The sequence below is a fragment of the Pseudoalteromonas distincta genome, assembly GCF_000814675.1.
GTDB lineage: Bacteria > Pseudomonadota > Gammaproteobacteria > Enterobacterales > Alteromonadaceae > Pseudoalteromonas > Pseudoalteromonas distincta.
Genome location: NZ_JWIG01000001.1, coordinates 60,619 through 82,884, shown reverse-complemented (window position 1 = coordinate 82,884; position 22,266 = coordinate 60,619). Strand labels below are relative to the sequence as shown.

Here is a 22,266-nt window from a genome sequence, read left to right as displayed (position 1 = left end):
AGTTGAGTTTCTAACATTTATCGCCGAACAAATTTTGCACGCGACGTTGAGTATTTAATTTTAATATGGTATAAAGCGCGCCGTCTTTTTACAAATAAATTCTTAAATGATTTTTTGTATTTAAGGCAAACACAATTTTATTTTAACACACACACGTATCGTCACATACACTTGGGTGCATTTGAAGTTTAATTACTTCGGTGTTGGTGCTATGGGATATGTGGAGGCCTAACCCTAAACAACTATAGAGGATCTATAAAATGGCAAACGTTTCAATGCGCGATATGCTTCAAGCTGGTGTTCACTTTGGTCACCAAGCACGTTACTGGAACCCTAAGATGAAGCCTTTCATCTTCGGCACACGTAACCGTGTACATATCATCAACCTTGAGCAAACTGTACCAATGTTCAACGACGCACTTAAGTTTTTATCAAGTGCTGCAGCAAACAAAGGTAAAGTTCTTTTCGTTGGTACTAAGCGCGCAGCAAGCGACGCAGTTAAAGCAGCTGCTTTAGAAAGCGATCAGTTCTTCGTAAATCACCGTTGGTTAGGTGGTATGTTGACTAACTGGAAAACTGTACGTCAATCAATCAAGCGTCTTAAAGACCTTGAAGCACAAAGCCAAGACGGTACTTTCGAGAAATTAACTAAGAAAGAAACGTTAATGCTTAACCGCGAAATGGAAAAGCTTGAAAAGAGCCTTGGTGGTATCAAAAACATGGGCGGTCTTCCAGACGCGCTTTTCGTTATCGATGCTGACCACGAGCACATTGCTATCCGTGAAGCAAACAACCTAGGTATCCCTGTTGTTGCAATCGTTGATACTAACTCTAACCCAGACGGCGTTGATTACATCGTTCCTGGTAACGATGATGCTATCCGTGCTGTAAGCCTTTACACTAGCGCTGTTGCAGCTGCTATCACTGAAGGTCGCGAGAATAACATCGTTGCTCAAGCTGAGAAAGACGATTTCGTTGAAGCTGAGTAATTAGCTATCATCAAGTCTTCATCTTTTTAAGGTGAAGACTTGTTATTCTTGTAGAGCGGGTAACCCGCTTATCTAAACCAGATTTCAGATTTGAGGATTTACTAATGGCTGTAACTACTGCCCTAGTTAAAGAATTACGCGAGCGCACAGGCGCTGGCATGATGGATTGTAAAAAAGCGTTAACTGAGACTGATGGCGACATCGAGTTAGCGATTGAAAACATGCGTAAAAGTGGCGCTGCTAAAGCTGCTAAAAAAGCAGGTAACATTGCTGCTGAAGGTACTATCATCATCAAGCAAAACGCTGGCGTTGCAGTACTAGTAGAAGTTAACTGTCAAACAGACTTCGTTGCAAAAGACGTAAGCTTTTTAGCATTTGCTGATAAAGTTGCTGAAGCTGCAATTGCTGACACTCTTACTATCGAAGACTTACAAGCTAAGTTTGAAGAAGACCGTGTTGAGCTAGTAACTAAAATTGGCGAAAACATCAACGTACGTCGTCTGCAGTACATCGCTGGTGAAAACCTAGTTGAGTACCGTCATGGCGACCGTATCGGTGTTGTTGTTGCAGGTGTTGCTGATGAAGAAACACTTAAGCACGTTGCAATGCACGTTGCTGCTTCACGTCCAGAGTACTTAACTCCTTCAGACGTACCAGCTGACGTTGTAGAAAAAGAAAAGCAAGTACAAATCGAAATCGCGATGAATGAAGGCAAGCCTGCTGAAATCGCTGAGAAGATGGTTGTTGGTCGCATGAAAAAATTCACTGGTGAGGTTTCTCTTACTGGTCAAGCTTTCATCATGGAACCTAAAAAATCTGTTGGCGATATTCTTAAAGAGAAAAACGCAACAGTTACTGGCTTTGTACGTGTAGAAGTTGGTGAAGGTATCGAGAAGAAAGAAGAAGATTTTGCTGCTGAAGTTGCTGCTCAAATTGCAGCTGCTAAAGGTCAGTAAGATTAACTATTTGTGATGCAAAAGGAAATTAGATGCAATTAAAGTACTATTTGGTTTTGCTTCACAGCTAGAAATTCTTTAAAATAACCGCGCTTTTATGTTTAACATAAGCGCGGTTATTTTTTATCCATAATTCAATAAAAGTTGGCCCCTATACTATGACTATCAATCGCAAACCTATTTTTAGACGTGTTCTTCTCAAATTAAGTGGTGAAGCTTTAATGGGAGACGAAGGCTTCGGCATCGACCCTAAAGTTTTAGACCGTATGGCACAAGAAATTAAAGAGCTAGTAGAGCTTGACGTAGAAGTGGGTTTAGTTATTGGTGGAGGTAACTTTTTACGTGGTGGTTCACTTGCAGAAGCAGGTATGAACCGCGTAGTAGGCGACCACATGGGTATGCTTGCAACGGTTATGAATGGCCTTGCAATGCGTGATGCGCTACACCGTGCATTTGTAAACTGTCGTTTAATGTCGGCTATTCCGCTAAATGGTGTATGTGACGCTTATAACTGGGCTGAAGCAATTAGTTTATTGAAAACTGGCCGCGTTGTTATTTTTGCAGCGGGCACTGGTAACCCATTTTTTACTACCGATTCTGCAGCGTGTTTACGCGGTATCGAAATTGAAGCGGATACAGTAATTAAAGCGACTAAAGTGGATGGCGTGTACAGTGATGATCCTGTTAAAAACCCAGAAGCGACGCTTTACAGCCACTTAAGCTACAATGAAATCATTGAAAAAGAATTAAAAGTTATGGATTTAGCGGCATTTACTCTAGCCCGCGATCACAATATGCCATTGAGCGTATTTAATATGAATAAATCAGGCGCGCTAAAACGCGTAATTATGGGTGAAGAAGAAGGAACACTTATTTCTTCACAAGCCTCAGATGAAATAATCAAATAATTAGGATTAAACCGTGATTAACGATATTCAAAAAGACGCGCAAGCGCGCATGCAAAAAAGTGTAACTGCACTAGGTAGCCAATTATCTAAAATTCGTACTGGCCGTGCACATCCTGCAATCCTAGATGGCATTATGGTGTCGTACTACGGTGCACCAACGCCTTTAAACCAAGTTGCTAACGTAACAATTGAAGATTCTCGTACACTTGCTATTGGTGTATTTGATAAGTCTTTAGCGCAAGCTGTTGAAAAAGCAATTATGGCGTCTGACTTAGGTTTAAACCCTATGTCGGCAGGTACTGTTATTCGTGTACCACTTCCTCCACTTACAGAAGAACGTCGTAAAGACCTAATCAAAATTGTACGTGGCGAAGTTGAAGGTGGTCGTGTTGCTATTCGTAACATTCGTCGTGATGCTAATGGCGATGTAAAAGGTTTATTAAAAGATAAAGAAATATCTGAAGATGAAGCGCGTCAATCAGATGATGCGATCCAAAAACTTACAGATAAGTTTATCAAAGAAATGGATACTCTATTAGCTGCTAAAGAAGCAGAGTTAATGGAAATCTAAGTAGGGCCTGTTTATCTTTTGAGGTTGAATTTGCAGTAGTGTGTTTGGTTTTAAGGCAAGGCAGAGCCTGCGTAGTGTGGTTATTTCCCATTATTAGGCGATAGCAATGCATAAAATCTAAAAACGCGCTGCCCAAAGGGTTCTGCCTAGATTGAATAAATTACAATCCTGAAAGGTCGACAGGACCTATTAAAATTATTAGTTTTGAAACGCCGTCTAGGGTATACTAGGCGGCGTTTTTTATGGAATACTCGATATTTATGGTTCTAGATGCTGACACAATTTCACAGCAATGTTTACCCAAACATGTTGCTATCATCATGGATGGGAACGGACGTTGGGCACAAGCTAGAAATAGACCTCGTGTGTATGGGCATAAAAAAGGCGTAGACGCAGTTCGTCAATCTGTTCAGTTTTGTACTAAATTAGGGATACAATCGTTAACCTTATTTGCTTTTAGTAGTGAAAACTGGCGCCGCCCTGAAGACGAAGTAAACACTTTAATGGAGCTTTTCTTATTTGTTTTAACAAAGGAAGTTAAAAAGCTTCATAAAAACAATGTAAAACTGACCATTATTGGAGACTTATCACGATTTTCTGAAGGATTACGTAGCAAGGTAGACGCTGCGCATAAGCTGACTGAAAATAATACCGGATTGCGCTTAAATGTTGCAGCTAATTACGGTGGTCGTTGGGATATGGCTAACGCGGCTAAACAACTTGCTTTGCAAGTTGCGCAAGGCACACTCAACGCAGAAGATATTACAGAAGAGCGCTTAGCACAGCATATGAGCATGGCAGATCAGGCTGAACCTGATTTACTTATTCGCACTGGTGGCGATGTTCGTATTAGTAATTTTTTACTATGGCAAGTTGCTTATGCAGAACTTTACTTTACCGAGACACTTTGGCCTGATTTTAATGAAGCAGCATTTGCTGAGGCTATAGCGTGTTACGTTGCCAGAGAGCGACGTTTTGGTTGTACGGGCGAACAAATAAAACAATTACTCGCTCAAACCTAAATAGAATAAGGGTCACATTTTGTTAAAACAACGAATTTTAACCTCACTTGTGCTTGCACCATCGGCATTAGCTTTGGTTTTTTATACACCGCTTACGTTATTTAGTTACTTTGCCGGTGCAATAGTATTATTAGGCGCATGGGAATGGTCTGCGTTTATGGGTTTATGCGATAAGCTCAAACGTGGTGCTTTTGTTGTATTGATTGCAGCCTTACTTGGCCTGCTTAATTTACATTGGCCTATTGAATCACTATGGGAAAATGGCAAGCTAGTAGGTGATGCAAATTACTTATTTACGCTTTCGTTTGCTTGGTGGATTGTTGCTAGTTATTTAATTTGGCGCTATCCAGAAATGGCTAAAGCGTGGAATGAAGGTTTAGTAATGCGCGGCATTGCAGGTTTATTAACACTTGTGCCGTTATGGCTTGCACTAAATACGCTGCGCAGTGCGCAATATGCTGAATCAACACATTTTGGCTCTGTACTTATTTTAGTCGTATTGGGTATTGTGTGGAGTGCAGACGTAGGCGCTTATTTTTCAGGTAAGAGCTTTGGTAAGCATAAACTTATGCCAAAAGTGAGCCCTAATAAAACAATTGAAGGGTTAGCAGGCGGTGTAGTCGCTTCTATCATTTTTGTTTTAGCATTTTGTCACTTTACCGATGTTGATTTAGGTGTTTGGCCTATCTACGCGATAATGACTGCATTTATTGCATTGTTCTCTGCGGTAGGTGATTTACTGGAAAGCATGTTTAAACGTGAAGCCGGTTTAAAAGATAGCGGCCGTTGTTTACCTGGGCACGGCGGTATTTTAGATCGCATTGACAGCTTAACGGCTGCAGCTCCAATGTTTGTAATGTGCTATGCGTGGACTCTTAGTTTATGAGCCAAAAGCAAGTGCTGGTTATTTTAGGCGCAACAGGTTCAATTGGTTTAAGTACACTAGATGTTGTATCGCGCAATAAAGAGTTATTTGATGTTTTTGTTTTAGCTGCAGGGCAAAACGCAAAAAAAATGGCTGAACTGTGTATTGAACACGAACCACTTTATGCGATTATGGCTACCCAGCAAGCCGCTGAGCAGCTATCTGCTTATTTAGCTAATACACCATGCCAAACGCTTGTTATGCACGGCGAGCAAGCAATGTGCGACTTATGTGCTCACCCAGATGTTGATGTCGTGATGTCGGCAATTGTAGGTGCAGCTGGTTTACTGCCAACATTAAGTGCAGTAGAAGCAGGTAAAAAAGTACTCCTTGCTAATAAAGAATCGTTAGTTATGTCAGGTCAGTTGTTTATTGATAAAGTTAAACAACATAAAGCGACCTTGCTGCCAATTGATAGCGAACATAATGCTATTTTTCAATGTCTACCTTCTTCGTTACAAAATGCCAAAGGCGATCAAAATTTACAGCAACATGGCGTAAGTAAAATTTTGCTAACCGGTTCTGGTGGCCCGTTTTTAACGCGCGATATAAACACACTAAAAGATGTAACTGTAAGTGAAGCCGTGGCGCATCCTAACTGGTCGATGGGTCAAAAAATATCAGTAGACTCGGCCACTATGATGAATAAAGGCTTAGAGTTTATTGAAGCTAAGTGGTTATTCAATTGCGACACCAGTGATATAGACGTAGTGATTCATCCACAAAGTATTATTCACTCAATGGTGCAATATCATGACGGTTCTATTTTAGCGCAAATGGGTAACCCTGATATGCGCACGCCAATTGCCCATGCACTTGCATACCCGGAGCGAATTAATGCAGGCGTTAAACAGTTAAACTTCTCTGATATATGTGATTTCTCATTCACCAAGCCTGACTTTTCTCGCTATCCAAATTTACAATTAGCGATTGATGCGTGTAGTGCAGGGCAGGGCGCGACTACAACGGTTAATGCTGCAAATGAGATAGCAGTAAGTGCATTCTTAAACGGTAAAATTGGTTTTACTGATATATACAAAATAAATGCACAAACGCTTGAAGCTGCAACGTATACCAATGTACAAAGCTTAGATGAAATTTTAGAGTGCGATAAATTAGCGCGTATTAGCGCTTCAGAATTTATAACAAAAGTGGCGCATTAATATGTTTGATTTTTTTTGGAATCTTGGCTCATTTATTTTAGCGCTTGGTATTTTAGTGGCCATACACGAATATGGCCATTTTTGGGTTGCACGAAAAATGGGCGTTAAAGTGCTGCGTTTTTCAATTGGCTTTGGTAAGCCATTGTTAAAATGGCACGATAAATATAATACCGAATACGTGATTGCCGCTATTCCATTAGGCGGTTATGTAAAAATGCTTGATGAGCGTGTTGATGACGTGCCGGCAAACCAACGCCATTTATCGTTTAACGCTAAATCTGTACAAGCACGTATTGCCATAGTTGCAGCGGGTCCAATGGCCAACTTTTTGTTTGCCATTTTTGCTCTTGCTGTAATGTATATGGTGGGTGTGCAGTCGGTAAAGCCTGTGGTAGGTAGCATTACCGAGGGTAGCCGGGCAGAGCAAGCGGGCATTATGCCTTCTCAACATATTATAAAAATTGGCGATGATGATATAACGACATGGCAAGATGCCACGTTTGCACTTATGTCTAATTTAGGTGAAGAAAGCGTTGAAGTGATAGTGCGCGATAAAAACCTTCAACCACGTGTTAAAACCCTTAATTTAGAGGGGTGGAAACTAGATCAGCAAGACGTACCTCCACTAAGCTCGTTAGGTATTGTACCGTTTAGACCTCAAGCAACTTTAACAATTGCCGCCGTGACTAAAGATTCAGCTGCAGAACACGCTAATTTACAAGTTAATGACACAATTTTGGCTGTAAACGGTGAAACAATAAGCAATTGGCAGCAATTAGTTAATCTTATTACGCAATCAGCTAACAAATCTTTACAATTTAGTGTAAAAAGACAAGATACTATAAAAGCCATTACAGTAACCCCTAAAGGGCGCATTGATAATAACGGTATTGAGCAAGGCTTTTTAGGTGTTGCTCCTGTTGTACAGCAATGGCCTGATGGTTATGTAGAGACTAGACATTACGGCCCGCTCGATAGTATCGTGCGAGGCACAAAAGAAACGTGGCGCTTAATTACACTCAGTTTTGATATGATTGGTAATTTAATTACAGGCCAGGTTTCGGTTAAGAATTTAAGTGGCCCTGTGGGCATTGCAGTAGGCGCTGGAACTAGCGTAAGCTATGGGTTAGTGGCCTTTTTAAGCTTTTTAGCCTTAATAAGCGTTAACTTGGGTGTATTTAATTTATTACCCTTACCAGTGCTTGATGGTGGACACTTAATGTATTACATAATTGAACTTTTTCGTAAAAAGCCGGTCTCTGAAAAGACACAAGAGTTTGGTTTTAAAGTGGGCGCCTTGTTGCTCATTTTTCTAACATGTTTCGCTTTGTTCAATGATGTATCGCGTTTGTAGTTTTACAGCGTGGCAAATTACTAATTAGAACACGATTGTAAAGCACCACTTTAGTAGGGTGTTATGCGGTAATACAGTTGTAAAGGATAAAGATAATAAAATGGCTATAAAAAAACATTTGGCAGTAACAAGTTTATTGGGTGCAAGTTTTGCAGCCCTAGGCCAAAACTCCTTTATTGTTGAAGACCTGAAAGTTGAAGGTTTGCAGCGTGTAGCACTTGGTGCAGCGCTAACACATATTCCTATTAACGTAGGCGATAATGTTGATGACTATACGATTTCAAAAACAATAAAGTCACTTTATCGTTCTGGGCACTTTGATAACATAAAAGCCCTTCGTGATGGCAACAACGTTATTTTTAAAGTAACGGAACGTCCTACCATCAGCTTCATTGAGTTTGAAGGCAATAAAGACATTAAAGACGAGCAGCTTAATGAGTCTCTTGATCAGCAAGATATTCGCCAAGGTGAGCCACTTGATAAAACCGTTATCGATAGTATCGAAAAAGGCTTAGTTGAGTTTTTCCACAGTATTGGTAAATACAACGCTAAAGTAGATATCAGTATTACTAAGTTGCCTCGTAACCGCGTTAAACTTAAATTAGAGTTTGATGAGGGTGATGCAGCTTCTATCCGACAAATTAACTTAGTGGGTAATGAACTTTTTTCTAATGAAGAGCTTCTTAAACTTGCTGAATCACAGCAAGATTTACCTTGGTGGCAGTTTATGGGTAGCGATCGCTACCAAAAGCAAACCATTGAAGGCGATTTAGAAAAAATTCGTAGTTATTATTTAGACCGTGGTTACCTACGTTTTAATATCGATTCAACGCAAGTATCAGTGAGCCCTGAACGTGAATCAGTTTACGTTACAGCTAACTTAACTGAAGGCGTAAAATATACCGTTAAAGGCTTTGACTTTATTGGTGACTTGCTTGGCCGTGAAGACTTAATTAAAAGTGTTATCCCACTTAGAGCGGGTGAGCTTTATAACGGTTCTGTAGTTACTTCGTCAGAAGAATTTATTAAAAGCTACTTAGCACGTTTTGGTTACGCTAATGCTGAAGTACGTACAATTCCAGAAATTGACGACGAAAAGCAAGAAGTACAACTAACACTATCGGTTAATCCAGGTAAGCGTGTATATGTTCGTCGTATTATTGTTGGTGGTAACCAAAATACAGCTGATGAAGTACTTCGCCGTGAAATGACACAACTTGAAGGCGCCTGGTTATCTAATCAAAACCTTGAGCGTTCAAAACTACAAATTCAACGTTTGCCTTATATGGAAACTGTTGATTTTAACGTAGTGCCTGTACCAGGTGTGGATGACCAAGTAGATGTAGACTTTACTGTAAAAGAGCAATCAGCGGGTAGCTTTAATGCAGGCCTTGCTTATGGTTCTTACTTAGGTCTGCAGTTTAATATTGGTGTAACAGAATCTAACTTTTTAGGCACAGGTAACCAAATTGGTTTAAACCTTAATACGTCTACAGGTTCTGAAAGCTTAAGCTTATCGTACACAGACCCATACTTTACGCCAGATGGTGTATCGCAAGGCAGTAGCATCTTTTACAGAAACTACGATGCAAGTAAATTTAGCCTTGTTGAGTACAAATCAAAAAGTTATGGTTTAGGCACAAATATTGGTTTTCCAATTGATGCTGTAAATCGTGTTAACTTTGGCGCCCGTTGGATTAAAGAAGAGCTTTCGGATATTGCAGAGTACGAGCAAACGCGTGTACTTCGTGAAACATTCTTAGATCCAGATAACCCAGATGCAGGCTTTGACTTTACTAAGTATGAGCTGAGTGTTGGCTGGTCGCGTATCACCGTTAACCGTGGTTTATTCCCAACAGCGGGTTCGCGTCAAACTCTAAACTTAACAGCAACAACGCCTAACTCAGATCTTCAGTACTTTAAACTGAATTACGATTCGCGTTTTTACTGGCCTATATCAAATGACCACCGTTGGGTATTCTCAACGCGTGCAGCGCTTGGTTATGGTAATGGTTATGGTTCTACAAACGGGTATGAGCAAACACTTCCATTCCAAGAGTACTTCCGTATAACAGAAATGGAACTTCGTGGCTTTGACCGTAATACAATATTACCACGTGCTGTATCGCGTATACCGCAGTCTATTCCGGGTACGCCAGGTGCAGACGGTACTACAACCGGTAGCATTGGTGGCGCATCAGAATTTGATATTTTAGTGCCACAAGGCCGTATTGGTGGTAATGCTAAAGCAGTGGCAGGTATGGAGCTAATTGTTCCTACGCCATTCTTAGATGAAGAAAATACCAGCTCTGTACGTACTAGCTTCTTTGTTGATGCTGCAAACGTATGGGATACTGAGTTTAACGTAGACCGCTATCAAAACTTAGGCGTTGATGAACGTGCTAAATTAGATGACTATTCAGACCCAATGCGCTTTAGGGTTTCAACCGGTCTTTCATTACAATGGATCTCTCCAATGGGTCCAATGCTGATCAGTTTTGCGTATCCATTGCAAAAAGAAGAAGATGACGATACGAAAACCATCAGCTTTAACATTAGTAACACTTTCTAAAGGAGTTTTTTGTGAAAAAATTATTTAAATCAACAGCTGTAGCAGTTTTAGCAACTTTAATGATGGGTACTTCTGTGAATGCATTTGCACACAAAGTAGGTATTGTTGATATGCAGGAAATCTACAAGCAAATTCCTCAAATGGCTAAAATTGAACAGTCTTTACAAACTGAGTTTGCTGAACGTCGTCAAGAGCTTGAAAAGTTACAAGGCGATATTCGTTTTGAAGCTGAAAAATTCAAACGCGAAAGTACAACTATGAGCCAAGCTCAAAAAGATGCACTACGTGATAAAATCCAAGGCATGCAAAAAAATCTTGCTGAACAAGGTCGTCCTTTAGAGCAAGAAATCAAAGCGCGCCAAAACCAAGAACTTGCTAAAGTTCAAGGTGTGATCATCAAAACAATTGAAGAAATTGCTAAAGACGGCGACTTCGATGAAGTTAAAGTAAAAGACACAACAATTTACTTTAATCCTAAAGAAGTAACTGATCTTTCGTCTAAAGTTGTAGCTGCAGTTAGTAAGAAATAATCACTCTATGCAAAATTATACGCTTTCGCAAATTGCGGAACTTCTAGGCGCCGAACTTCAGGGTGATGGCGCTTTAGAAATAAAAAAAATAGCGACACTTGCAAATGCCCATTCTGGGCATATTGCATTTTTAGCGAACTCAAAATATCGCTCGCAACTTGAGACTACTCAAGCTAGCGCTGTAATAGTAAGCCAAGCCGATGCTCAGTACTTTAGTGGTAGCAAAGTTATTGTTGCTAATCCGTACGTAAGTTACGCAAAATTAGCGCAATTTATGGATACAACACCACGCTCAGCCCCGACGGGTATACATCCAAGTGCCACTGTTCATTCAACAGCGATTGTTAGTGACAGCGCCGCTATAGGTGCTAATGCAGTCATTGAAGCTGATGCGGTGATAGGTGACAATGCGCAAATTGGTCCGAACAGTTTTATCGGAGAACGTGTTAAAATAGGCTCTGGCACTAAGCTTTGGTCTAGTGTGACTATTTATCACGATGTTGAAATTGGTTCAGATTGTTTGTTTCAAGCAAATAGTGTTGTAGGTAGTGATGGGTTTGGCTATGCGAACGAACGCGGGCAATGGGTAAAAATACCTCAGCTTGGCTCTGTGATCATAGGTAACAAAGTTGAAATTGGTGCAAGCACGACAATTGATCGTGGCGCACTGGACAATACCATTATCCATAGCAATGTTATTATCGATAATCAGTGTCAAATAGCGCACAACGTTGAAGTTAATTCAGGCACCGCAATCGCGGGCTGCACCGTACTTGCAGGAAGCGTTACCATTGGCAAAAACTGTCAAATTGGTGGCATGGTTGCAATTAATGGTCACATGTCTGTATGTGATGGTGTTATAATTACCGGCATGAGTATGGTGACAAAATCAATCACCGAACCAGGTATTTACTCATCTGGTATGCCCCATACAACAAACAAAGAATGGCGTAAATCAATAGCTCACTTGCGTAACCTTTCAGACATGAAATCTCGTCTTAAAGCGCTGGAAGCATTGGCTAAGTCATAACGTTGAACACTAATAAGGATGCTATTTTGGCAAACGAATTAAATAGCCTTGATATTCAAGAAATTTTAAGTTTATTACCGCACCGTTACCCGATGCTATTAATTGATCGTGTTATTGATTTTACACCTGGCAAATCTTTACATGCTATTAAAAATGTTTCTATAAACGAACCTATATTTACTGGCCATTTCCCAAATCAGCCAATTTTTCCTGGTGTGCTAATATTAGAATCAATGGCGCAAGCTACAGGTTTATTAGGTTTTAAAACAGTAGAAAATCGTAGTGAAAACGAATTATATTTATTTGCTGCTGTTGATAACGCACGTTTTAAACAGCCAGTGATCCCAGGTGATACAATGCATCTTCATGTTGAGTTTTTAAAAGAACGTCGAAACATTTGGAAGTTTGCAGCAGAAGCTAGAGTCGACGGCAAAGTAGTGTGTAGTGCCGAAATTATGTGTGCGAGAAGAGAGTTTTAATAGTGATCCATTCTACAGCAATAATCGAACCTGGCGCTAAACTAGGCAACAATGTCTCAGTTGGTCCGTATAGTTATATTGGCAATGATGTTGTTATCGGTGATAACTGTATTATTGAGTCTCATGTTGTTGTTAAAGGGCCATCAACTATTGGCTCTGGCAATCATATTTTTCAGTTTGCGTCTGTGGGCGAAGCCTGCCAAGACAAAAAATACAACAACGAGCCAACCACATTAATCATGGGTGATAACAATGTTATCCGTGAATGTGCCACTATTCACCGTGGTACAATTCAAGACCAAGGCGTTACTAAAATTGGTAGTAATAACTTATTTATGGCTTATACACACGTTGCACATGACGCGGTAATTGGCGATAACGTAATTTTTGCTAACAATGCAAGTGTGGCTGGCCATGTACATGTAGGCGACTGGGTTATCTTAGGTGGTAATTCGGGAGTTCATCAGTTTTGTAAAATTGGTGCACATGCCTTTATTGGTATGTATTCAGGTGTTAACAAAGATGTACCACCTTTTGTTACTACTATTGGTATGCCAGCAGGTCCTGCTGCTATCAATAAAGAAGGCATGAAACGTCGTGGTTTCGAAAGTGATGAAATTATGGCTGTACGCCGTGCATACAAAGCGTTTTACCGTAAAAGCTTAGGTGCAGACGAAGCGATTGAATCGCTTAGTGAAGATGCTGCAAAGTACCCTGCTGTGAAATTGATGGTCGACTTTGTTAAAAGCTCAGAGCGCGGGATTGTAAGATAATTCGCGCGTTTTGCTTTAAGCATAAAAAAACCACCCTAGATGATAAATCGAAGGTGGTTTTTTATTGCCCACGGTTTAGACCTAATTCAGTTAATACTCAGCGAGCTCAAGTTAGTATGCATCCAATTTGTATAATAAAAGTCATCCTATGCGTTTACCTAAGTTAGTTGTCACTCTTTTTATTACTTCAGTTTTAGCCGCTTGTAGTAGCCAACCTATTGTTAAATCATCTATTGGAGAGGTTACTCAAGTTGGTAAAGCATCTTTTTATGCTGACAAATATCACGGGAGAACAACTGCCAACGGAGAGCGCTTTAGCCAACAAGCCGCCACAGCAGCCCATTTAGAGTGCGACTTTGGCACTAAGGTCGTTGTTACCAACCTCGCTAATAATAAATCAGTCACGGTAAGAATTAACGATAGAGGCCCGTATGTGCGAGGTCGTATTATTGATTTATCAAAGAGTATGTTTAAAAAGATAGCCGACCCTAAAGTCGGCGTTATTGATGTATCAGTAACGGTTTTAAAACCGGGTAGTTAGCGCAACATAGTCGGGATAAGTGCTACTGAGCTCTTTATGAGAGCCTTGTGCGACTACTTTGCCGTCTTCTAACCATACAACATTATCCATTTGAGCAAGTAGAGCGGGGTCGTGCGTAATTGTGAGCACGCTGGCGTTATTCATAACGTGCATTATTGCTTGCATTACCCCTTGCTTAGATTGATTATCAAGACCTTCTGTTGGTTCATCAAGAACTAAAATAGCAGGGTTTTTAAGTAATGCTTGGGCAATGGCTATACGCCTAGATTGGCCTTGCGACACGTTACGCCCGCCAGTGCCTAATCGTGTTTTTAAACCTTCTTTTAGCTCATTAAACCATGGGCTCAATTGAGCTAATGCGAGCGCTTCAATCATTTGCTCTTTGGTTGCATTTGGCGCGGCATAACGTAAGTTTTCACTTAATGTGCCATCAAAAATATGGTGCTGCTGGGCGAGTATATTTATAACATTTGCGCGTATATCATTATTTAACGAATGTAAGTCAACAACGCTATTTTGATTGTTTAGCGTTATGCTGCCTTGTTGCAAAGGCCATAAACCAGTAAGTAAATTTACAAGCGTCGTTTTACCGCTGCCGCTTCTACCTACAATCGCTACCTTTTGCTGGGGCTTTAGTTCAAAATTAACATTCGTTAGTGCCGTCTGCTCACCATACTGGTAGCTAATATTGTTAAGTAGCAATGTGTGGTTTTGCGCGCTAAAGTTTTCATCAACGTCTATATGTGTGCTTTCAATTTGCGAACTAGCAGCCTTATCTTCAAGTGTAAACAATCGCTCTGCTGCTTTTAAAACACTCGGAAGCTCTATAAACGCATTGGGTAGTAGCAATACACTTTCAAAGCTTGCCAGTACAAATAAACTTAACATAGCAAGTTCTACATTTACCATACTGCTTGCGTAAACCAGTGGGACAATGGTTACTATGCTAGCAAGCATCGCTAATTGAACAACCAACAAGCTTAACCCATCTGAGTTTGCCAGTGCTTTGTGGCGAATAAATAATTGCTGATTGTACTGCTCGCTTAATTCGTCGCACTTATTAAGCTGCTGCGAACGGGCTTGATAAATACTAAGCTCTCTAAGGCCTGTAAGTGTATCTGAAAGCTCAGAGCGAAGTTGTGCACTAAGTTGTGTTTCTTTGTGGCTGTTTTTAGTGAGCTTTACGCTGAGTAGGGCAGGTATAACCACACCAATAAGTATAATGCCAGTAAAGCAAATAAGGGCGACGTTGCCATTATAGGCCGACATAAACAGCATGATGATTGGCACACTTAAAAGAGCGACCAGCATAGGAAGTAAAACGTTTAAATAAAATTTGTCGAGTGCGTCTACATCGTTTTGTAATCGGTTAACTAAATCAGCGCTGCGGCTCATTGCTAAATCAACATTGTTAAGCTTGCTTAACGTTGCAAATACATTGGTACGTATTTCACTTAGTAATAAAAACGTGGCGTTATGAGTAACTAGGCGTTCGCCATAGCGCGATGCTGTTCGCACAATTGCTAAAAAACGAATCGTGCCGGCAGGAGTAAAATAATTCATTTGTACGCCCGCAATACCAGCAGCGGCCATTGATGCTAAAAACCAGCCAGATATAGCCAATAGGCCCACATTAGCTAATACCGTAATCGTTGCTAAAAATGTACCCAATAGCATAGCTTTGTAATGAGGAGCACAAAGCTTTAATAAGCGAATAAAATTACGCATGCGCCACCCCTTGTTCAGCCGTTTTTAGTAAGTCAGCAAATGCACCATTTTGCGCTGCAAGTGTTTCAAAGTCACCTTGCTCAGCTATTTTTCCATCGTGCATCACAATGATATTGCTGGCATGTTTAACGGTATTTAATCTATGGGCAATAACTAACACTAAGTTGTTTTTAGCATATTCATTAATAGCATCTTGAATAAGCAGCTCTGTTTGGCTATCAAGGTGCGCAGTGGGCTCATCAAGCACTATGACTGGTGCTTGTTTTATAAATGCGCGAGCCAGTGCAATACGTTGTTTTTGACCGCCAGAAAGCCCTTCGCCTTGCTCACCTATCAGCGTGTTAAAACCATCGGGTAGGGTATTAATAAATTCAAGCACACCAGCTTGTTTTGCCGCGTGTTTAAGCTCTTGCTGTGTGGCAGTGGGTTTGGCCAATTTAATGTTGGCAGCAATGGTGTCGTAAAATAGCGTCGCTTTTTGTGGTATCCATGCAATATTATTTTGCAAGTAAGTAATATCGGTTGTACTTAAACTCTGCCCATTAACAGATAGGTTGTTAATCACTTCAGGGTGAAACCCTAATAGACAATCAAACAACGTACTTTTACCTGAGCCACTACTGCCCACAACTGCAATTAAGCCTTTATTTGGCAGTGTTAAATTTATATTTTTGATCCCTTCGTTACTACCTGGGTATATAAAATTAAGGTCGGTAATACTTATTGAATTAATTGTATTTAAAGTTAAATTGTTTTCAGGTGCGCTTGTAGTTACTGGCGCATTTACGTCACTTGGCAGTGGGGCATTTAAAATCGCAACCATATCGGCCGCCGCACTAATACCTTGTAAACGTGCATGGTAATGGCTACCAAGCTGGCGCAGTGGTAAATAAAATTCAGGCGCTAAAAGTAGCACCACAAAGCCAGTGGCAAAATCAAGAGTGCCAAAAAATAGTCTAAAACCAATAATTACGGCAACGAGTGCCACGCTAATGGTAGCTAAAAACTCAAGTGCAAATGATGATAAAAATGCGATTTTTAAAACATCGAGTGTCGCGTGTCTAAAATCATCTGAAATTTTAGCTATTTGTTTAAGCTCGGTACGTGTTGCATTAAATAGTTTTAGCTGAGTTAAACCTTGCACGCGGTCAAAAAAGTAATTGCCCAGTACAGCAAGTTGCTTCCAGCGTTTTTGGTTTAAAGCTTCGGCTTTAGAGCCTACTAAAATCATGAAAAAAGGAATAAGTGGGGCGGTTAATAAAAATATCAGCCCAGCTTTATAATCTGTCGGAAAAATAACAACCAATATTGCCAGCGGAATAAGCGCGCTGTAAGCAACACCTGGCAAGTATTTAGCATAATAGTCGTGAAGTGCTTCAACGCCATTATGCAGGGTATTTAATGTAGCGCCTTGGCCGTGTTGTTCTATATAACTAGGCCCAAGTAAGCTGAGCTTATGAAGAAGTGTTTGGCGCATAGCCGATTTTATTTTAAGCGCAGCAAATGCACTTAAGCGTTCACTTAACACTAAAAACACCGCGCGCAATAAAATAATGCCTGCTAAGGGCCATAATAAATGAGTGACTTGGGCTAAGTTATTACCTTCAAACATTACATTATGAATAGCTTGAGCCAGTAAATAAGCACCTGCAATCATCAGTAATGCGTTAAAAGTACCCAGTGCAATGCTTAACTTTAACCACACTGCAGCGGGTTTACTTTGACGCTTTAAAAAAGCGCGCAGTGATTGCTGCTGCGCGCGATCTGGTCGGGGGTTAGTCGTCATCTTTTGTGTTGTTAGCATCATTTAATAAATCGTGCATGGCTTGTTCATCATCAGCAATGCTGTTTTTATTTTGATGAAATTCGTACCACATTACATTTATTACACCTAAGGTACAGGCCAAAAGTACACCTAAAATCCAAGCGAAATACCACATTGTTTAGTCTCCTTAGTAGCTACCATGAGTGTTGTTTTCAATTTCTTCTACCGTTACTCTGCGCCACATTTTTACGTAACACCAAGTGGTGTAGGACAAAATTAGTGGTACAAAAATACACACTGCAACAAACATTATATTGAGCGTTTTATGGCTCGATACCGCATCCCAAATTGTTAAGCTAATATTAGGGTTGTTACTCGATGGCATAATAAATGGGAACAGAGAAACACCGGCCGTCATAATTACGCCAATTAACATTAAGCTTGTTGAAATAAGTCCAAGTGCAGGTTTATTTAATTTTGAAAACACAAGCGCACTTAATGCCATTACAAACGCTAAAATAGGAAAGGTCATAGTCCACGGACGGGTGCTGTAATTGCTAAGCCAAGCACCTTGCGCTGTAGTGACTACTTTAGCTAGAGGATCTGCATGACTTTGTGTATCAGCCATAGATACAACTTGGTAACCCGTTAAGTTAGCCACCCAAAAACCAGCTGCAGCAAATAACACGATAAACACAATAAGAGAATAGCGGCCATATTGACCCGAACGCTCTGCGACCACACTTGCTGTTCGAAGTTGTAACCACATACCCGCATGCGCAACTAACATGGTAATACTTACTAAACCTGCAAGTAATCCAAATGGGTTAAGCAAGCCAAAAAATGATCCTTGGTAGCTAACACGCATAAGGTTATCAATATTAAACGGTACGCCTAAAAATAAATTACCAAACGCAACACCAAATACTAATGCTGGAATTGCGCTGCCTGCAAGCAAGCCCCAATCCCAGTTATTGCGCCAGCGTTTTGAGTCTACTTTACTGCGGTAATCAAATCCAAGTGGTCTAAAAAACAAAGCAAAGAGTACTAGCATCATGGCAAAGTAAAAGCCCGAAAATGCAGCTGCATAAACCATAGGCCACGCCGCAAATAACGCGCCGCCTGCAGTTATAAACCATACTTGGTTACCATCCCAATGCGGGCCAATTGTGTTTATTACTGTGCGGCGCTCTGAATCTGTTTTACCAACGAGGCGAAGCAACATAGCAACGCCCATATCCATACCATCGGTAATAGCAAAACCAATAAGCAGCACACCAATGATCAACCACCAAAGCATTTTTAATGTTTCATAATCAAAAATCATGATTGCTCTCCTTCAGTTTTATCAGCTTTGTTTGGTAATTCAAAATGATACTTACCAGTATGTAGCGAGCTTGGCCCTTGCTTAACAAAGCGGATCATCAGCCAGCCTTCCACAATGGCTAAACCAGTATAGAAAACAATAAACCCAGTTAAGCTAATTAAAATATCGTTTACTGTTAGTGACGACGTGGCTAAAAAGGTCGGCAGTATTTCAGATATAGCCCAAGGTTGGCGACCATACTCGGCAACAATCCAGCCAAATTCAATCGCTATCCAAGGTAGTGGAATACTCAATACGGCAGCCCATAACAACCAGCGTTTTTGCTCAATAACACGGTGTGCGTTGTAGTAAAATGCCAATATAAATACACCTAGCATGGCCACACCACAGGCAACCATAATCCTAAATGACCAAAACATAGGGCCTACTTTAGGAAAAGAGTCTTTAACTGCTTTTTGAATTTGTTCTTCAGTAGCATCTACAACATCTGGTGTGTAGCGCTTAAGTAGCAAGCCATAACCTAAATCATCTTTTAGAGTATTAAATTTGGCAATATTATCTGGCGTATCTTCACCGTTTCTGAGTTTTGTAAGGTATTCATAAGCAATCATACCGTTGCGAATACGTACTTCATGTTGTTTTTCTAGGTCGTTAATACCCGTTACTTGCTCATCAAGTGAGCGAGTAGCAATTAACCCAAGTGCGTAAGGTATTTTAACCGCCGCATGTGTTACTTGCTCTTCTGAATCAGGAAAACCAAATGCGGTAAACGCAGCCGGAGCTTCTTCTGTGTGCCATTCGGCTTCAATTGTGGCAAGTTTCACTTTTTGGACTTCGCCTACTTCGTAGCCTGATTCGTCACCGAGTAAAATTACACACAAAATTGACGCTAAACCAAAGCCCGATGCGACTGAAAAAGAGCGTTTAGCAAATGCTAAATCACGACCCTTCAATATGTACCAGCTACTAATACCAAGCACAAACATAGACGCTGCTACATAACCTGCCGATACAGTATGAATAAACTTAACTTGGGCTACAGGGTTAAACACAAGCTCTGCAAAACTGGTCATTTCCATGCGCATGGTTTGATAGTTAAATTCAGCGCCTACTGGGTTTTGCATCCAACCGTTGGCAATTAAAATCCACAGCGCCGACATGTTAGTACCAATGGCCATTAAAAAGGTCGCGCCTAAATGTTGGCGTTTAGAAAGCCTGTCCCAGCCTAAAAAGAACATACCCACAAAGGTCGATTCTAAAAAGAATGCCATTAAACCTTCAATAGCCAGGGGAGCCCCAAAAACATCACCTACATAATGGGAGTAATAAGACCAGTTAGTACCAAACTCAAATTCCATGGTAAGGCCTGTTGCCACACCAATAGCAAAGTTAATACCAAACAATTTTCCCCAAAACTTAGTCATATCACGATAAATTTCGCGACCGGTCATAACATAAACCGATTCCATAATAACTAAAATCCAGGTCATACCTATCGTTAACGGTACGAATAAGAAATGAAAGAGAGCGGTAACAGCAAACTGTAATCGCGATAGATCCACAAAGGTTTCATCTATCATTATTGGCTCCTTGAGAGTGACGGATTAACAGGGCAACATTTTATTGGCAAAGTTAAGTTTTAATGAACTTTCAGTAATTACTGAAAGTTTGTAATAGTATTTACGTTTGTGCAATCTTTGTCAACATACATATTAGTAAAGCGTAATATATATTTCCTATGCTACATCAGTATTAAAAACAAACAACATAAAGCCTTAACTTAGGTAATAAAAAACCAGTTATTTAAAGCGTTTAACCAAACAGTAAAACACGGTAAACTAACAAGCATGAACGCCTGGTTTACTTGTGAAATAAAATCAAATGAATAAAGATAAAAAACAACTACGTATTGGTATTGTGGCAGGTGAACTGTCGGGCGATATTTTAGGTGAAGGATTAATTAAAGCCCTTAAAAAACACTTTCCGGACGCTATTTTTGAAGGAATAGCAGGACCTAAAATGCAAGCGCAGGGCTGTAAAACACTTTACGACATGGATGAGCTTTCGGTAATGGGGCTTGTTGAGGTGCTAGGGCGTTTACCACGTTTGCTTAAAATACGTAAACAACTCGTGCAGCATTTTGTAGATAACCCACCTGATGTATTTATAGGTATTGATGCACCCGATTTTAACTTACGTGTAGAAAAACCACTTAAAGATGCGGGCATTAAAACCGTACAGTATGTAAGTCCGTCTGTTTGGGCGTGGCGCGAAAAGCGCATTCATACAATAAGTGCAGCCACTAACTTAGTGTTAGCATTATTACCATTTGAAAAAGAGTTCTACGATAAGCACCAAGTGCCATGTACATTTGTGGGGCATACCTTGGCTGACGACATAGCGCTTGAGCACGACGATACTAAAGCACGTGAAGAACTCGGCTTAAGCCTTGATGACAAAGTACTGGCGCTGCTACCTGGTAGTCGAGGCTCTGAAGTTGGTTTGCTAAGCGAGACTTACATTAAAACAGCCGCAGAGCTGCAAGCTAAAAACCCCAATCTTAAAATTGTGGTGCCGTTAGTTAACGAAAAACGCAAAGCGCAGTTTAGTGATATATTAAAAGCTACTGCACCAAACCTTAATGTTAACCTGCTTGATGGGCAGTCTAAATTAGCGATGCAAGCTGCTGATGCTATTTTATTAGCGTCGGGCACTGCAACACTTGAAGGTATGCTTTATAAAAAGCCAATGGTTGTGGGCTATAAAATAAAGCCTTTGAGCTATTGGATTTTTAAAACTTTATTTACGTTTAATATTAAGTACTTTTCGCTGCCTAATTTATTAGCCGACGAAGAGCTAGTGCCTGAGTTTTTACAAACCGAGTGTAATGTGACTAACTTAACAAACGCACTTACCCCTATGCTCAACACAGATAACAAAGAGCTAAAAGCACGCTTTTTAGCTATTCACGGAAAAATTAGATTAAATGCCAGTGAACAAGCAGCCAATGCTGTGGCGGAGTTAATAAATGCAGATTGATAGACCCAATGTATCCTTAATTGCTGGTGTAGATGAAGTAGGGCGCGGCCCACTTGTTGGTGATGTAGTCACTGCCGCCGTTATTTTAGATCCCACTAAACCAATTGCAGGCTTAGCAGATTCTAAAAAACTAACGGATAAAAAACGCCAAGCACTTGCAATTGAAATAAAAGAAAAAGCATTGTGCTACGCGTATGGACGCTGCAGTCCAACAGAAATTGATGAGTTAAATATTCTGCACGCAACGATGCTTGCCATGTCTCGCGCAGTAGAGGCATTAAGCACACAACCTGAATTTGTATTTATAGATGGTAATCGATTGCCAAAACTCACTATGCCAGCACAAGCTGTTGTTAAAGGTGATAGCTTAGTGGCCGAAATTTCAGCGGCGTCTATTTTAGCTAAAGTAGCACGCGATGACGAAATGCTTGAACTTGATAAACGCCACCCAGAATATGGTTTTGCAGGGCACAAAGGGTATCCCACTAAAGCGCACTTTGCAGCACTTGAACAATACGGTGCAATTGACGAGCATCGTAAAAGCTTTAAACCTGTGCAGCGGGTTTTGGCGCAAGTCAATGGTGAGGGCTAAGC

21 protein-coding genes are annotated in these 22,266 nt (G+C 40.5%); 16 read left to right on the top strand and 5 right to left on the bottom strand.

The window, feature by feature from the left end; all coding sequences use genetic code 11:
* The first annotated feature begins 260 nt into the window (after window positions 1–260).
* From rpsB to QT16_RS00270, 14 genes are all read left to right on the top strand, one after another.
* Window positions 261–989: a 30S ribosomal protein S2 gene (gene rpsB, locus QT16_RS00335; RefSeq protein WP_002958321.1), complete on the top strand. Its 729-nt coding sequence runs from the start codon at window positions 261–263 to the stop codon at window positions 987–989.
* 104 nt (window positions 990–1,093) lie between these two features.
* Complete coding sequence (tsf, locus tag QT16_RS00330) at window positions 1,094–1,945, top strand: translation elongation factor Ts (RefSeq protein ID WP_002958320.1); 852 nt, start codon at window positions 1,094–1,096, stop codon at window positions 1,943–1,945.
* Window positions 1,946–2,103: 158 nt separating this feature from the next.
* On the top strand, window positions 2,104–2,853 hold the full coding sequence (gene pyrH, locus QT16_RS00325) for a UMP kinase (protein ID WP_024596498.1): 750 nt from the start codon (window positions 2,104–2,106) through the stop codon (window positions 2,851–2,853).
* 49 nt (window positions 2,854–2,902) lie between these two features.
* Window positions 2,903–3,424 carry a ribosome recycling factor gene (gene frr / locus QT16_RS00320; RefSeq protein WP_206013162.1) on the top strand — a complete coding sequence of 174 codons (522 nt, stop codon included), beginning with the start codon at window positions 2,903–2,905 and terminating at the stop codon, window positions 3,422–3,424.
* A gap of 242 nt (window positions 3,425–3,666) precedes the next feature.
* Entirely contained in the window at window positions 3,667–4,446 is a 780-nt protein-coding gene (gene uppS, locus QT16_RS00315; RefSeq protein ID WP_024596497.1) for an undecaprenyl pyrophosphate synthase, read from the top strand.
* A gap of 19 nt (window positions 4,447–4,465) precedes the next feature.
* Window positions 4,466–5,332, top strand: coding sequence for a phosphatidate cytidylyltransferase (locus QT16_RS00310; protein WP_039484373.1), 867 nt, complete (start codon window positions 4,466–4,468; stop codon window positions 5,330–5,332).
* Window positions 5,329–6,534, top strand: a complete 1,206-nt coding sequence (gene ispC / locus QT16_RS00305; protein ID WP_039484370.1) for a 1-deoxy-D-xylulose-5-phosphate reductoisomerase — start codon at window positions 5,329–5,331, stop codon at window positions 6,532–6,534. The genes QT16_RS00310 and ispC overlap by 4 nt, the downstream gene beginning before the upstream one ends.
* A gap of 1 nt (window position 6,535) precedes the next feature.
* Window positions 6,536–7,888 (top strand): sigma E protease regulator RseP, encoded by a 1,353-nt coding sequence (gene rseP, locus QT16_RS00300; protein WP_002958314.1) that lies wholly within the window; start codon window positions 6,536–6,538, stop codon window positions 7,886–7,888.
* Window positions 7,889–7,988: 100 nt separating this feature from the next.
* Window positions 7,989–10,460, top strand: coding sequence for an outer membrane protein assembly factor BamA (gene bamA / locus QT16_RS00295; RefSeq protein ID WP_024596248.1), 2,472 nt, complete (start codon window positions 7,989–7,991; stop codon window positions 10,458–10,460).
* 11 nt (window positions 10,461–10,471) lie between these two features.
* Window positions 10,472–10,990 (top strand): OmpH/Skp family outer membrane protein, encoded by a 519-nt coding sequence (locus QT16_RS00290; RefSeq protein WP_002958312.1) that lies wholly within the window; start codon window positions 10,472–10,474, stop codon window positions 10,988–10,990.
* A gap of 7 nt (window positions 10,991–10,997) precedes the next feature.
* Window positions 10,998–12,020, top strand: coding sequence for a UDP-3-O-(3-hydroxymyristoyl)glucosamine N-acyltransferase (gene lpxD, locus QT16_RS00285; protein WP_039484361.1), 1,023 nt, complete (start codon window positions 10,998–11,000; stop codon window positions 12,018–12,020).
* A 26-nt stretch (window positions 12,021–12,046) separates the two neighbouring features.
* Window positions 12,047–12,499, top strand: coding sequence for a 3-hydroxyacyl-ACP dehydratase FabZ (fabZ, locus tag QT16_RS00280; protein ID WP_002958310.1), 453 nt, complete (start codon window positions 12,047–12,049; stop codon window positions 12,497–12,499).
* A 2-nt stretch (window positions 12,500–12,501) separates the two neighbouring features.
* A complete protein-coding gene (gene lpxA / locus QT16_RS00275) occupies window positions 12,502–13,272 on the top strand; it encodes an acyl-ACP--UDP-N-acetylglucosamine O-acyltransferase (RefSeq protein ID WP_039484358.1) in 771 nt (256 codons plus the stop codon).
* 148 nt (window positions 13,273–13,420) lie between these two features.
* On the top strand, window positions 13,421–13,813 hold the full coding sequence (locus QT16_RS00270) for a septal ring lytic transglycosylase RlpA family protein (RefSeq protein ID WP_039484357.1): 393 nt from the start codon (window positions 13,421–13,423) through the stop codon (window positions 13,811–13,813).
* Here the strand turns inward: QT16_RS00270 and cydC are convergent.
* The 5 genes from cydC to QT16_RS00245 are packed head-to-tail and all read right to left on the bottom strand — an operon-like array spanning window position 13,796 to window position 20,213.
* Entirely contained in the window at window positions 13,796–15,541 is a 1,746-nt protein-coding gene (gene cydC, locus QT16_RS00265; protein WP_039484354.1) for a thiol reductant ABC exporter subunit CydC, read from the bottom strand. The genes QT16_RS00270 and cydC overlap by 18 nt on opposite strands.
* The gene (cydD, locus tag QT16_RS00260; RefSeq protein WP_039484351.1) at window positions 15,534–17,327 is read right to left on the bottom strand and encodes a thiol reductant ABC exporter subunit CydD; all 1,794 of its coding nucleotides are present in this window, start codon (window positions 17,325–17,327) and stop codon (window positions 15,534–15,536) included. Before cydD ends, cydC begins: the two co-directional genes overlap by 8 nt.
* The gene (cydX, locus tag QT16_RS00255) at window positions 17,317–17,481 is read right to left on the bottom strand and encodes a cytochrome bd-I oxidase subunit CydX (protein WP_002958303.1); all 165 of its coding nucleotides are present in this window, start codon (window positions 17,479–17,481) and stop codon (window positions 17,317–17,319) included. The genes cydD and cydX overlap by 11 nt, the downstream gene beginning before the upstream one ends.
* 12 nt (window positions 17,482–17,493) lie before the next feature.
* Window positions 17,494–18,633: a cytochrome d ubiquinol oxidase subunit II gene (cydB, locus tag QT16_RS00250; RefSeq protein WP_039484345.1), complete on the bottom strand. Its 1,140-nt coding sequence runs from the start codon at window positions 18,631–18,633 to the stop codon at window positions 17,494–17,496.
* Window positions 18,630–20,213, bottom strand: a complete 1,584-nt coding sequence (locus QT16_RS00245; protein WP_002958301.1) for a cytochrome ubiquinol oxidase subunit I — start codon at window positions 20,211–20,213, stop codon at window positions 18,630–18,632. Before QT16_RS00245 ends, cydB begins: the two co-directional genes overlap by 4 nt.
* Before the next feature lie 301 nt (window positions 20,214–20,514).
* Between QT16_RS00245 and lpxB the strand changes: the two genes are divergently transcribed.
* Together lpxB and rnhB are read left to right on the top strand one after the other, a co-directional pair.
* Entirely contained in the window at window positions 20,515–21,672 is a 1,158-nt protein-coding gene (gene lpxB / locus QT16_RS00240) for a lipid-A-disaccharide synthase (protein WP_039484341.1), read from the top strand.
* Window positions 21,662–22,264 carry a ribonuclease HII gene (gene rnhB, locus QT16_RS00235; protein ID WP_039484339.1) on the top strand — a complete coding sequence of 201 codons (603 nt, stop codon included), beginning with the start codon at window positions 21,662–21,664 and terminating at the stop codon, window positions 22,262–22,264. The genes lpxB and rnhB overlap by 11 nt, the downstream gene beginning before the upstream one ends.
* Window positions 22,265–22,266 lie beyond the last annotated feature (2 nt).